The sequence below is a fragment of the Anabaena sp. EIM26 genome (assembly GCF_057568715.1).
The window spans coordinates 3,165,131-3,178,126 of sequence record NZ_CM172472.1; the positions used below are offsets into that span (position 1 = coordinate 3,165,131).

12 protein-coding genes are annotated in these 12,996 nt (G+C 39.9%); 3 read left to right on the forward strand and 9 right to left on the reverse strand.

Annotation, left to right across the window (positions count from 1 at the left end; translation table 11 throughout):
• Positions 1-461: 461 nt before the first annotated feature.
• Positions 462-2,030, forward strand: coding sequence for a metallophosphoesterase family protein (locus tag AC012T_RS13835; RefSeq protein ID WP_487059150.1), 1,569 nt, complete (start codon positions 462-464; stop codon positions 2,028-2,030).
• Entirely contained in the window at positions 1,994-2,737 is a 744-nt protein-coding gene (locus AC012T_RS13840) for a class I SAM-dependent methyltransferase (RefSeq protein WP_487059152.1), read from the forward strand. Before AC012T_RS13835 ends, AC012T_RS13840 begins: the two co-directional genes overlap by 37 nt.
• A 57-nt stretch (positions 2,738-2,794) precedes the next feature.
• Here the strand turns inward: AC012T_RS13840 and AC012T_RS13845 are convergent, their stop codons facing one another.
• The 4 genes from AC012T_RS13845 to AC012T_RS13860 all read right to left on the reverse strand — a co-directional run bounded on the left by AC012T_RS13845 (position 2,795) and on the right by AC012T_RS13860 (position 6,289).
• The gene (locus tag AC012T_RS13845; RefSeq protein ID WP_487059154.1) at positions 2,795-2,986 is read right to left on the reverse strand and encodes a YqaE/Pmp3 family membrane protein; all 192 of its coding nucleotides are present in this window, start codon (positions 2,984-2,986) and stop codon (positions 2,795-2,797) included.
• Between the two features lie 99 nt (positions 2,987-3,085).
• Entirely contained in the window at positions 3,086-3,463 is a 378-nt protein-coding gene (locus tag AC012T_RS13850; protein WP_487059155.1) for a phage holin family protein, read from the reverse strand.
• Positions 3,464-3,619: 156 nt separating this feature from the next.
• Entirely contained in the window at positions 3,620-3,946 is a 327-nt protein-coding gene (locus AC012T_RS13855; protein WP_487059157.1) for a 2Fe-2S iron-sulfur cluster-binding protein, read from the reverse strand.
• Positions 3,947-4,129: 183 nt separating this feature from the next.
• Positions 4,130-6,289, reverse strand: coding sequence for a Tex family protein (locus tag AC012T_RS13860; RefSeq protein WP_487059158.1), 2,160 nt, complete (start codon positions 6,287-6,289; stop codon positions 4,130-4,132).
• Positions 6,290-6,535: 246 nt separating this feature from the next.
• Here AC012T_RS13860 and AC012T_RS13865 point away from each other — a divergent pair, with 246 nt between their 5' ends.
• Positions 6,536-6,742: a hypothetical protein gene (locus AC012T_RS13865; protein WP_487059160.1), complete on the forward strand. Its 207-nt coding sequence runs from the start codon at positions 6,536-6,538 to the stop codon at positions 6,740-6,742.
• 50 nt (positions 6,743-6,792) lie between these two features.
• Here the strand turns inward: AC012T_RS13865 and AC012T_RS13870 are convergent, their stop codons facing one another.
• From AC012T_RS13870 to AC012T_RS13890, 5 genes are all read right to left on the reverse strand, one after another.
• The gene (locus AC012T_RS13870; protein WP_487059162.1) at positions 6,793-9,393 is read right to left on the reverse strand and encodes a chloride channel protein; all 2,601 of its coding nucleotides are present in this window, start codon (positions 9,391-9,393) and stop codon (positions 6,793-6,795) included.
• A 321-nt stretch (positions 9,394-9,714) separates the two neighbouring features.
• A complete protein-coding gene (locus tag AC012T_RS13875) occupies positions 9,715-10,188 on the reverse strand; it encodes a DUF29 domain-containing protein (protein ID WP_487059163.1) in 474 nt (157 codons plus the stop codon).
• A gap of 261 nt (positions 10,189-10,449) precedes the next feature.
• The gene (locus AC012T_RS13880) at positions 10,450-10,584 is read right to left on the reverse strand and encodes a hypothetical protein (RefSeq protein WP_487059165.1); all 135 of its coding nucleotides are present in this window, start codon (positions 10,582-10,584) and stop codon (positions 10,450-10,452) included.
• Positions 10,568-11,884, reverse strand: a complete 1,317-nt coding sequence (locus AC012T_RS13885) for a TldD/PmbA family protein (protein ID WP_487059166.1) — start codon at positions 11,882-11,884, stop codon at positions 10,568-10,570. The genes AC012T_RS13880 and AC012T_RS13885 overlap by 17 nt, the downstream gene beginning before the upstream one ends.
• A 237-nt stretch (positions 11,885-12,121) precedes the next feature.
• Entirely contained in the window at positions 12,122-12,982 is an 861-nt protein-coding gene (locus AC012T_RS13890; protein WP_487059167.1) for a Tab2 family RNA-binding protein, read from the reverse strand.
• Positions 12,983-12,996 lie beyond the last annotated feature (14 nt).

Consider the following 12,996-nt stretch of genomic DNA (forward strand, 5'->3'; position numbering starts at 1 on the left):
TAAAAAATTTGCCAAGGTTGTTTTTGGGTAATGTCATCTCAAATGATACTAAATAGTATTCTCCATAACTTTTGGTTACAGGAGTTGCAACTACAATATTTCGGGAATACTTACTTCTTCCCAGTCGATAAAGCTGAAAAACTTTCTTGTAGTTTCTATATACAGCAGTTTACATAGTTAGGAGTTACAAAATCTAAATTGAAACCTATACACAAAGCCAGTTTTACTCCTGACTCCTGAATTCTGCTGTATGTGGGGATTGTACCAAACGGATGACAGGAAACTGGATATATTTATTAAGAAAACTAATTAAATACTTGAATATCATCCTTAAGACATAGGTAGAATTAGTATTAGACCCTAGTTTGTGTTACTGTACTAAGCAACATCACATAGGATGTGTGATTATCCAAAATTGATTAACTCGTTAGAATCAGCTTAGATGTTAGCTAATTTCAGCTATGAAATTGATTTCTGAACCATCAGTTCCTGTCAAAATTCAAAAGATGAAGCAAAGGGTGCGATGGATGCATCCTAGTATTAAAGAACGAGGAATTGACCAAACCTCCATGATTCTAGATGATGGCAAGGAGGAAAGTCCTGATTTTTCGTTTATGGTAATTGGTGATAGTGGCACGAAATCCGATTATGGACAACATCCACAACGCGAAGTTATGGAAATGCTGCTGAGTCATAATGATGATTGTCGTTTTGTTTTACATACTGGTGATGTAGTTTATTTGGTAGGTTCTCGTGAATATTATCCGGCTAATTTTATTGAACCTTACCGGGAATTTATTGTAGGTGGTGAAAATCCCAAAAGTATTGCTTATAACAAAATGGTGTTTAAATTACCCATTTTGCCAGTTTTGGGTAATCATGATTACTATGATGTGCCTTGGTTATACAGATTAGTAACTGGTTCTACCTTACCTCTGCGTCGGATGTTGCGTTACAAAGATATTGAGGTTGGTTGGCATGGTTCAAATCAAGGTGATGCTTATACAAGAGCATTTATTGATTATTTGGCAACAATGTCTCCAATAGATTTAAACCGTCATTTAGACGAACATTACACGGCAAAAACTGAGTCAGGACGTTGTTTGCGTTATCAACCGGAAAAATTTACCCGCTTACCTAATCGGTATTATACGTTTCGTTATGGCGGAATTGATTTTTTTGCTCTCGATTCTAATACTTTTAATACACCAGCACCTTTACCGGGAGATGAAGCGGGAGATGTTTTCCGTCGGGAGTTGCTACAACGTCGTCAAGAATTAGAACGAGAAGAGTTGCAAATTTTGGCGGAGTGCGACAAACTTAATTCCGAAAATACGTTAGAAGCTGAACATCTGGCTGATTTGGTTGCGAAGGTAGACCAACTCAATGAGGTGAAAATTGATATTGATAAGCAATTAGAACCTCACACGAGTGCTGATGTGGATTTTGAACAACTTGATTGGTTGCGAAGTCGGTTGATTGAATCTTGGCATAGTTCAGATGTGCGGGGACGGGTAATATTTTTTCATCATCCTCCTTATGTTACAGAGGCGACCAAGTGGCATCAAGGTCAAACTTTGGCTGTACGTCATCGTTTGCGCGGGGTATTTGAACAAGTAGGGGCAACTTTGGGTAAGATGACTCAAGGTAGACCTGTTGTGGATGTGATTTTTAATGGTCACGCACACTGTTTGGAACATCTGCGGACTGGGAATACAGGATATGCTGATTCTCACATTAACTATATTGTTTGTGGGGGGAGTGGCCGTCGTCCCCGTCGTCAACGTCAGGAAGGGACAGAGTTGATGGAAACTTTTAATGATGCTGCTGGTGTTTCGACTCGTAAAGTGGCAGATTCGCTGCTGTATGTGGGGAGGAGTGGTCACGGTTCCCAAAGGAGAAAACCTTATTCCTGTGTGCGGGTGGATGTAAAAGCGGGGTTTCCTGCTAAGTTTGTTGTGACACCACTAGTGACGGAACGGATTGAGGGAGAATGGTGCGATCGCTCTTTAGAACCTTTTATAATTTAATCATCATCATTTTTCTCAGTTGGGGAATCTTACTAACTTTCTCCAACCCCCCGACAGCAGCATCTACAGTTTACGAACAACGCCAGAATCATAGCCCTGATGGTATCGGTAAATACTACATGGGGCGAGAAATTGCTCAAGTGATGGGATATACAGGTGCAGGTTGGTTAGAAAGACCTAACCGGGAAGTAGAAGAACAGCCGAGTAAAATTGTCAATCTTCTCAATTTAAAACCTGATGATATAGTTGCAGATATTGGTGCTGGTACAGGATATTTAAGTTTTTTAATAGCCCCATTATTACCACAAGGTAAAGTTTTGGCGGTAGATATTCAACCAGAAATGTTAGAGATTATTGATTATTTTAAACAAGAGAAAAAAATTAATAATATTGAACCAATTTTAGCAACTTTAACTAATCCTAATTTACCTCTTGAAAGTATAAATTTAGCAATCATGGTAGATGCATATCATGAATTAGCATATCCTCAAGAAGTGATGACGGCAATTTTTAAAGCCTTAAAACCAGGTGGTAGAGTTGTTTTAGTAGAATACCGGGGTGAAAATCCCTTAATTATGATTAAACGTTTGCACAAAATGACTCAAAAGCAAATTAAAAAAGAAATGCAAACTGTAGGTTTAGTTTGGAAGGAAACCAAAAATTCATTACCTCAGCAGCATTTCATGGTGTTTGCAAAACAGGCTTGAATATTATTATTGTAGGGGCGTATGGCGATACGCCTCCTGAATTATGCTGTATTAGATTTAGAAAGTACCTTCCTCTCTATTGAGTCTTTCATCATGCTTGGTAATTACCCAAAGTGCATGAATACTACCAGGAAGCCAACCGAGAAGCGTGAGTAAAATGTTAATTACCAAAGTTGGACTAACACCAACTGTCAGAAATACACCTACTGGAGGTAAGAATAAACCAAGAAGTAAACGAGTTAATTTCATGGGAGTTCTACTATTTTTTCAACTTTACTTACGTTTATTGTGGAGACAAAATCTAACAATGCAGTCAAGCTAGAACTTGATCTCACACCTATTTCTAGATTAAGATTCAGTAGTTTTACTTTGTAATTCCACATTCCTTTCCGCAAAATATTTACTGAGAAATGTATTAGCTAAAGATAGGACTACTGGCGCGAGAATAAAAGCAATTAGTCCTTGAACTCTAAACCCAGGAACTAAAACTGATGCTAACCAAAAGCAGATTCCGTTTACAACTAAGGAAAATCCACCTAATGTTAAGAATGTCAATGGTAAAGATAGTGTTGTGAGAATTGGTTTCACTGAACCATTAATTAAACCAATGACTAAACCCGCAATTAAAGCTGCGGGAAAATTAGCAATATCCACTCCTGGAAAAATGATATCGACAATTAACAAACTTAAAGCTGTAGCGAGTGTGGTTATGAATATTCCCCACATTATTTTCACCTCTTTTACGGTCATTTAATCCTATTTTGGCGTAAATTCTGGATTTTTACATCTAGTTTTAGATAGATTGGGTTATGCCGAAAGGAGGATTTTTTTAACGCAGAGGAACGCGGAGGTTAACGCGGAGGTACGCAGAGGGTTTTCCAATTATTCTGGTTTGTAGTAGAGGGAGGATTTATATAGAGTTTGTTCTTGATGGGTTTCTATTACGCAATCAGATAAGGGATATGTGACACAGGTGATGACATAACCAGCTTGGATTTCCTGGGGACGGAGAAATTTTTGCTCACTTTGATTAATTTCTCCGCTAATGAGTTTAGCTACACAAGCTGAACATTCTCCTTGTTTACAGCCAGATGGTATACGAATACCTTTCTCTTCTGCTATGTCAATTATATATTGATCTTCGGGTACTTGAATTGTGCGATCTAATCCTAGTTTTTCGTTGATTAATCTCACTTGATAGATATTCATATCAATTTTGGTGTTGTTAGGTGAAGATATGATTTTTTTGCACGCAGAGACGCAAAGGCGCAGAGAGAGTTTTTTTTACATTTTTGCATGAGGTTTTATGTATAGCAGGAAACAGGGAACAGAAGAGAAAAATATTCTTATCCTTCCTTCTTTCTATCTCCTGACTCCTGACTCCTGACGATTCTATTGTTTGACTGCTTTCATTGATAAGCCAATGCGTTTTAGTTTTTCGTTGACTTCTAAGATTTGGACTTTGACAACTTGTCCAACTTTGACTATTTTTTGAGGATCATCTACGAATCTATCAGCAAGTTGGGAAATATGCACTAATCCATCTTGATGTACACCGATATCAACAAATGCACCGAAGTTAGCAACGTTGGTAATGATTCCTTCTAGTTCCATTCCTACTTGTAAATCTCTAATTTCTTTAATTCCGGCTTTGAAGGTGGCATATTTGAATTCTGCACGAGGATCTCTTCCTGGTTTTTCTAATTCGCTGAGAATGTCGCGCAGTGTTGGTTCACCAATGGTTTCGGTGACGTATTTTTTGATGTTGGTTTTTTTGAGTTTTTCGGCTATTTCTGTGACTTGATCTAATGATACGCCTAAATCTTTGGCGATGGATTCTATCAGTGAGTAACTTTCTGGATGTACTGCGGTGCTATCTAAGGGGTTTTCACCACTGCGAATTCTTAAAAAACCGGCTGCTTGTTCATAGGCTTTTGGGCCTAGTTTGGCCACTTTTAAGAGTTGACGACGATTTTTAAAGGCTCCGTTTTGGTTGCGATAGGCGATAATATTGTTAGCGACTGCGGGTGTAATTCCAGAAACAAATGTCAGCAGTTCTTTGGAAGCGGTATTTAAGTCAACTCCAACATAGTTAACGCAGCTTTCTACTGTTTCATCTAATTTCTTTTTCAGCAATTTTTGGTCAACGTCGTGTTGATATTGTCCGACACCAATTGATTTGGGATCGATTTTGACTAATTCTGCTAAAGGATCTTGCAATCTCCGTCCTATACTAATTGCACCACGCACGGTAATATCTAAATCAGGAAACTCTTCTAGTGCAACTTTGCTGGCAGAATATATAGATGCACCAGATTCATTTACCATGACTTTAACGGGTTTGCGTTCGCAGATTTCTAATACTTCGGAAACAAATTCATCGGTTTCACGGGAAGCTGTGCCGTTACCAATGGCGATTAATTCAATTTTGTATTTTTCAATTAAGGTTTTGATAGTTTGTGCGGCTTTTTTACGTTGTTCGGCCGCTTGGTGAGGAAACACTGCTTGATATTCTAAAAATTTGCCGGTTTGTTCAAGTACTGCAACTTTACATCCTGTTCTAAAACCTGGATCTATGGCTAAGGTTGGTTTCATTCCTGCTGGTGCAGATAGTAGCAATTCCCGTAAATTTGCTTCAAAGGTTTTGATAGATTCAATATCAGAGTAGGTTTTCTTTTCAGAAATTACTTCGCCAATGAGAGAGGTTTTCATCAATCGGTTAAATGCATCTTTTAACATTGTTTGATAAAAGTCTCTAAGGTTGCGAACTTTGGCTTTAATTTCTTGTGATTCTAAATAAGAAAGTACGAAATCTTCGTCAAAAGCAATTTCAAAGTTTAATATTTTCTCGGCTTCTCCCCGACACAATGCCAGCATATTATGGGGAGCAATATTTTTAACTTTGATTTGGTAGTTACGGTACATTTCAAATTTGGTTGTACCTTCGGGATGATCGTCTTTAATCCGAGAGATAAACACCCCAGTTTCTAAGAGAAAATCACGCACATATGACCGTAATTCGGCTTTTTCGGCAACTTCTTCCGCGAGAATATCAGCAGCACCTTTCAATGCTTCTCCTGCGGTTTTCACTCCCAGGGTTTCAGAAATATATTTTGCAGCTTCTTCTTCTAATGCTGCTGCTACACAATTTTTTACATTTAGGGATTTTATAAATGCAGCCAGGGTTTCTAGTCCTTTCTCTCTGGCGATGGTGGCGCGAGTGCGGCGTTTTGGTTTATATGGTAGGTATAAATCCTCAAGTTCTGTTTTTTGTAAACAGGTGGTGATTTTAGCTTTAAGTTCATCGCTGAGTTTACCTTGTTCTGCGATCGCATTTAAAATCACTTTTTTCCTTTCTTCCAATTCTGTTAAGTATGTATACCTATCAGATAAATCCCGCAATTGCACTTCATTCATCTCATTGGTGCGTTCTTTGCGGTAACGTGCAATAAAAGGAATTGTCGCACCCTCGGCTAAAAGTTCCAGTGCATTTTGCACCTGATTGGGGTTAAGTTCTAGTTCAGTTGCTAGTAGTTGCGGAATGTTCAACATTTGGGTGTTTAAGTGGAAAATATTACTTTTAAACAGGGAACAGGTAACGGGGAACAGAAAATAGGAAAAACTGTTAATAATCTACTGGATGATTATATAATTTGAACAAAATTCAAATTCCCTGTTTTTGTAAACTATTGTAAATCAAACATACTTAAGTGTATAATTAGAATTTATTCGCAAGTACTAGGTTGAATCTATTGAGATCGACCATTCTGTCTGTTGTCATTTCAGGATTTTAGTAAAATGCCTCTGTTTTTTCTAATTCCAATTTGTACTGGTTTAGTAACTGGCTATTTTTTAAACCAAAACGATGAAATTGCTTACATAGCCGGTATATTTACATCTGTCAGTTTGATTTTGAGTCTTATTCTAGCACCTTGGCAAATTCAGTTGGGTTTGTTGATGATTGTCCTTTTCGGTAGTAAAAAACTTTTACAAAAAATTTATTAATCACAACCCCAAGAAAAGGTGTATTGCAATACGTCTCTGGTAATTGATAATTACGAATTATTTGCACCTCTTACCAAAATCACCGTACTTTCTACACCAGAAGCAATAGTTTCAGGAATATTACCTTGAATTGCTTGTTGTAATAATCCCTCACGAGAAGCACCCAAAACTACAACATCGTAACCTTCCGTTTTCACTAAATCAATTACCCCTTCGGTAACAGAATTAGCTTGTATTGGTGAAGCCACAACAGTACTGTGTAAATTGCGGTGACGCATTAGTTGACGAGTTGATTCTTCTAAAACTATCATGTCTGGCTTTAATTCTGATGGTTTAAATACTTGCATAAGACGAATTTGAGCATCATTTCCTAATGTCACCAAAGCCGGTAATAATTTAATTGCAGCCCGTGCATTTGGCCCGCCAGCCATTGGTACTAGCCAACGATTGAAATGAGAACAGTCGGAAATATTGCCTAATTTTACCAAGACAACATCACAGGAAGCTTGACGAATTACAGTATCAACAACAGTACCAAAAATACGGCCGGGGGTTGAAGTGTTACCTTTCCAACCCATAAAAATCAGGTCGATATGTCGTTCTTTAATTGTCTCCAAAACGGCTTGGGCGACATCATGGGCGACTCGAATCTGGGTATGTATAGGAATGTGCAGTTTTTTGGCTAAAGCTTCTGCTTGTCTGAGTAAACGACGACTTTTTGTAGTACTGACTTGGGTTTCGGCTGGGGAACTGTGACGGGAGACGAGGATAATTTGTAAACACTCTAATTCATAATGGCGATCGCGGGCAATAGTTGCGGCCATTTGTAATAAAGTGTCTGCTGTGTCTGGGTTAGCAAGTGTTACTAATAATCTCCCTCTACCAATACTGGGCGATCGCGTCTGGTAAACTACATAAGAAGGTTCTGGTTGGGGTCCACTAACTCCATTTTCGCAATTAATGTGGTCTGCTTCCGCCCGAATAATATCTGCACGGGTAATAATCCCAATCAGTTTTTGTCGTTCTACCACTGGTAAACGACTGATTTGATAGCGGTCTAGTAAATAAAGTACATCACTCAGTGTTTGCGTGGGTGTGACTGTGATCGGTTGGGGTGTCATGATTTCTCTTAAAGAAATACCGTTAGATAAATAGCGATTCTGCAAGTCTGATTGAGTAACAATTCCTACTAATTTAGAATTTTCTACTACAGGAAAACCCCGATGATGAGAACGGGAAAACGCCTGGATAACTTCTTCTACAGCCATATCTGTTTCTAGAGTTTCCACCCGTTGTTGCATCACGTTTTTGGCTGTTAACTGAGTTAAAATTCCTTCTATGGGGGCATCTTTTTGAATGGTGATGCCATTTAATAGTAAAAGTTTGTCATACAGTGAACCAGGTACTGCTTTATCTGCTACTAAATAAGATGTGACAGAGACAATCATTAACGGTAAAACCAAATTAAAATCCGTCGTCATCTCAAACACAATCACAATTGCTGTCATGGGAACTTTGGAAACAGCACTAAAAAATCCCCCCATACCTGCTAAAGCATAGGTAGTCAGAGAACCTAACCCCCAAAGATGAAACTCACATACCCCAACTAAATGTCCTAAACAAGAACCTAAAATGAGACTGGGCGCAAATAAACCCCCTGGTGCGCCGGAACCAAAAGCAATTAAGGTTAAAATAAATTGAGCAATAAATGCGATCGCAGCAAAGGGAAGATTTGCTTCACTCGTAATCATATACTCCCTTAACCCAGTATTATCTCGATAAGACTCAGGCAATAAAGCCACGATTAAACCAGAAACAAAGCCAGCCAAAGCAACTCGTAGCGGTAAGCTGACGTGTAATCTTCGGTAGACTTTAATACTAAAAACTAATCCCTGATTAAATAACGCCCCTAGCAACCCAGCCAAAATACCCAAAATTAAAAAAACCGGAATTTCTAGCAAAGAGAAACTGCTAGAATACTCCATCAATTGCAGGTTAAGTTGCAGACTTCCACCGCCTAATAATCGGGAAATTACCCCACCGATAAAAGAGGCGATAATCGCAGTTCCTAAAGTTAGTCCTGATAAATCTTGTAGTAACTCTTCAATAATAAATAATACCCCGGCAATGGGCGCATTAAAAGCCGCAGCTAACCCAGCCCCCGCCCCTGCTGCGATCATTTGTCGCCGATGTTCTGGGGAGGTGGGAACCCAACGACTCATTCCCGCCGCTAAACCCGCACCAACTTGAACAGTGGGGCCTTGTCTTCCTAAAGTGATACCCGAACCCAAGGAAATGATTGTGCTGAGTAACTTAATCAATGCTACCCGCCAGGATAGCTTCATGGGTATATTTGCCAGGGTAGCCTTGACTTGAGGAATACCACTACCAGCAGCTTCTGGTGCTAACCTCTGCACTAACCAACCAGCCAAAAACCCGAAAACCATACCTATGATTGGTAAGGTCAGCCAAGCTGGTAACACTTGAGTACTATGGACTCGCCATGTTCCTAACCATCCCGAACCCTGTTTGAGTAATACAGCAGATAAAGCAGCGACAATACCAATAATACAAGCTTCAGCTATGGCTAAACCTCTTCTCGGCTGCCACAAAAGGCGAAGGCGTTGAGTCAGCATCTGAAGCAAAATCATAATTTTTAATATTGAATTGATATAGCAATCCTAAATGATACAGCAGAATTCAGGAGTCAGGATTAAAACTGGCTTGGTGTCTATGTTTCAATTTTCATTCTGTACCGTATGGCTGCGCCACGCAAGCTATCGGCTGACGCGGTAGTTGAGCGTTCACGTAGTGTGTCGAAGACAAGTCAAAACTCACGGCAAAGCTTCATTAATCTGCAATTTGCTGTATTTGCAAGTATTTTAATAATGCTATCAATTTACCCATTTTATCTCGTTCCCAGTCTCCGACTGGGAATGCCATGATAGAGGCTCTGCCTCTAATATTATCCTCTAAGGTAGATAATTAATGTCTAAGGTTTGCTCAAGGGTAAATGATAAGTCAGTAGGAATTTTATTACTAGGAAAATTTGTTTTTATCAAAACGTCCTTTCTGGCATTTGTATAACATTCTGTGAATATTTCTGATAATAAAGGTTTTAAACTCGGACTATCTTTTAATAATTCCTGAATTTGTCGCCGTTGTTCTACAATTGTATCTAACCAACCGCGTTGATTTTCTGTTCTTACTTGTTCCCAATATATTAGTTTTAATAAATGTTCTATCAATACTCTGAGACGATTGATTAATTCCCGCTTTTCACTCCTACCCATCGTTTCTATTTCTTCAACCAAGTTATCAATATCTAATTGGTTAAATTGACGATCACGTAGAATTTTGATAGTAGTTTCTATCCAGAGATGAAAATCCTCCTCATACAATGAACTTTTGGGTAGTTGATTGGTAGTAGTTTCAATTGAGGTCATTGTGGTAACTCTTCAATTTAATTTACAGCAGTGATCAGATGTCATTTAGTTGGTAGAGGTTTAGTTTTAGTAAACTATATTTGCACTTATATTTATCAACATTTTAACATGATTAATTGTCAGAATCAGGATTTTCAGGATTTAAGGATTTTCAGGATTAAGATGAGGATAATGGTAGGTTACGCTGCGCTAAACTACCCTACAAATTGGGGATTTTTTTATTCTGACTCCTTGCCCTGAGTGAAGTCGAAGGGCTAACTCCTAACCCCTGACCCCTGCCTCCTGACTCCGAACTCCGTTCGCGTAGCGTCTCCAAAGGAGAAACTCCGAACTCCGAACTCCGAACTCCGAACTTCTTACTTTTTGCGATCGCTTGAATTTAACTATTTCTCCCATTGATTGAAAGTCCTTCTACTATTAGGGAAGGCGTATAACAAGCACCATTCCAATCAGCATCTCCACCGAGTTTAACTAGTTGTTTGAGGGCTGTGTAGACATTACCAGCGACCATTGTATCTTTAACACGGCCAATTACCTGGCCTTTTTTCACCCAATAGCCCAAATCAATATTGATAGAAAAATCACCAGAAATGCCGTCACCTCCTCCTAGTATTTGGTCAACGATTAAACCCTCATCCATGTCTTGAATCAGTTCTTGTAGGGATGCAGTACCGGGTTGAATGAGGAAGTTAAATAAACCGGGGGTGGGATAGCTACCCAAACCAGGACGAAAACCATTGCCGGTACTAGCAATATTTAATTGTCGTCCAGTTGTGCGATCGCTATAAAAATTTTGTAAAATGCCGTTTTCGATAAATATCAAAGACTGTGTAGGTTGACCTTCATCATCAAAAGGACAACTGTAAGGCCCTGCTTCTGGGTCTTGGTAAACAGTTAGACTCGGTGAAACAATGGGTTTACCTAATCTTTCTCCCCAAGGGGAAGACTTTTCTAGGATGCGTTTACCATTCAAAGCAGCTTGAACAGTTCCCCACAACATATCCGCAGCTTTGGAAGTGAACAAAACCGGAACCCGACCGCTAGGGGTAGCAACATTATTCTCTTCTGACCAAGCTAATCGCTGTAAAATTTGGTGAGCAACTTTATCCGGGTTGAGTTCACCCCGTTGGGTTTGTCCATCCGCAACACTCAAAAAATCATCACCTCTGACCCATTCTGCTGAAATATAACAGCTAAGAGTGGTGTCAGTATAGTGACAATCTAAACCTTTGCTATTGATTAATCTGGTGTTTTCCACATCGCATTCCCAGTCACTATGACAGAGAACATCTGGATAAACATCACGAATCAGGGCGATCGCTTCCTTGCCCCATTTAATCAGCTTTTCTACAGGTACAGCTTCCCCAACATCAGAGTAGGATGTAGGAGAATTACCGACTAATTCTAATAGTTCCGGTTGATTGAGTTGGCTCAAAGCCAGCGATCGCTCTACCATGACTTGTGGATCTACAGAACCGTAAGCCACCGTTAGTCCGGGACGACCATTGAGCCACAGCCGCAGTGCTGTACCTTCCGATTGACTGGTTTCTAGTTGTTTTAGGCGGTTAGCCTCAAAAAACACAGGACGAGAAAGCGATCGCGACTGATACACCTCCGCAGCCTCTGCGCCAGATTTTAAGGCAAGTTCTAGCAGCTGTTCCGCTAGTGTATCTTGTGACAAATTTGCAGAAGCCATTTCCCTTGATTAATTGTGGACTTTGGATCGTAAACCCCAGATAGACGCAGTTTATTATCCCATCAGCGTGTCGCAACCGTTGTAATTTTCATAGGTAATTGGTGATTGGTGATTGGTGATTGGTAAGTTGTTAGTTGTTATTCTCAGTTCCTAGCCCCATCTCCTCCATCCCCCTCATCCCCTGCTTCTTCTCTGTTACCTGTTACCTGTCACCTGTCACCTGTCACCTGTCACCTGCTATAAATTCACCTCTTGTAACAGCCAAAACCCAGCAAAAGACTGAGCTTGGGGATCTGACTGCACACCAATAAAATGAACTCCATTAGCTTTGTCCTTCGCTTGTGCAAAACCTTGAGCCTCAGCTAGAAGTTGAGGAGTTTTGATATTTGCAACAATCCAGCTTTCAGTTGCACCGGTTTCCAAAATCAATCTATCTCCTTGCTTGGTGTCAAAATGCAAGTAAGCCATTTCCAAACCAGACATCCAACCAGCTAAGGGTAAAGCTCTTGGTGAAAAAATCAAAATTCCTGGAATCCGAGCTTCTGGTGACAATTTCGCCAATTCTAGGGGGAAAGCTTCACCAAAGCCGATTTCCCACTCTGGCATTTCTGCAAAATCCCCCGCATCTAAAGTCACAAATGCCCACTGTTTTCCTTCCAAAGCATCAGGTAAACGTTGGGGTAAAGGTTTATCTAAACGTACTGACGGATTTGCGACCCCTTGGTACCCTGGTTCCTGGGGATAAACTTCCTCCATGCGCTCCTGTAGCCATTGATTCAGAAACAAAGTGCGGCGGCTAGATATAGCGGGAATACCCACACCTTCACAAGCTTTAGTAATCATATTATTCATTTGGCGGCGGAAAAAGCGAATTTTGATTGGTGCTTCCCCCGCTTTCTCAATAGCTTCCTGTAATGCAGTCCGCAACCAACCCGAATTTACCTGGGTACTAGGGCAATATTGAGCATAGCGAAATAAAGAATCTGTTTTCGTGCGGACATCCGAGGGGCTTTCGCAAACTAAGACTTCCCAAACTTTTTTTTGATTTTCGTCCAAAATCGGACGGGAGTAAAAATCGAGTTCCCAAATACTGCCCATGTTTTGCGGTGAAA

Coding starts and splice junctions, on each gene's coding strand:
- AC012T_RS13835 (WP_487059150.1), top strand. CDS start 462: ATGAAATTGATTTCTGAACCATCAGTTCCTGTCAAAATTCAAAAGATG.
- AC012T_RS13840 (WP_487059152.1), top strand. CDS start 1,994: ATGGTGCGATCGCTCTTTAGAACCTTTTATAATTTAATCATCATCATT.
- AC012T_RS13845 (WP_487059154.1), bottom strand. CDS start 2,986: ATGAAATTAACTCGTTTACTTCTTGGTTTATTCTTACCTCCAGTAGGT.
- AC012T_RS13850 (WP_487059155.1), bottom strand. CDS start 3,463: ATGTGGGGAATATTCATAACCACACTCGCTACAGCTTTAAGTTTGTTA.
- AC012T_RS13855 (WP_487059157.1), bottom strand. CDS start 3,946: ATGAATATCTATCAAGTGAGATTAATCAACGAAAAACTAGGATTAGAT.
- AC012T_RS13860 (WP_487059158.1), bottom strand. CDS start 6,289: ATGTTGAACATTCCGCAACTACTAGCAACTGAACTAGAACTTAACCCC.
- AC012T_RS13865 (WP_487059160.1), top strand. CDS start 6,536: ATGCCTCTGTTTTTTCTAATTCCAATTTGTACTGGTTTAGTAACTGGC.
- AC012T_RS13870 (WP_487059162.1), bottom strand. CDS start 9,393: ATGATTTTGCTTCAGATGCTGACTCAACGCCTTCGCCTTTTGTGGCAG.
- AC012T_RS13875 (WP_487059163.1), bottom strand. CDS start 10,188: ATGACCTCAATTGAAACTACTACCAATCAACTACCCAAAAGTTCATTG.
- AC012T_RS13880 (WP_487059165.1), bottom strand. CDS start 10,584: ATGGGAGAAATAGTTAAATTCAAGCGATCGCAAAAAGTAAGAAGTTCG.
- AC012T_RS13885 (WP_487059166.1), bottom strand. CDS start 11,884: ATGGCTTCTGCAAATTTGTCACAAGATACACTAGCGGAACAGCTGCTA.
- AC012T_RS13890 (WP_487059167.1), bottom strand. CDS start 12,982: ATGGGCAGTATTTGGGAACTCGATTTTTACTCCCGTCCGATTTTGGAC.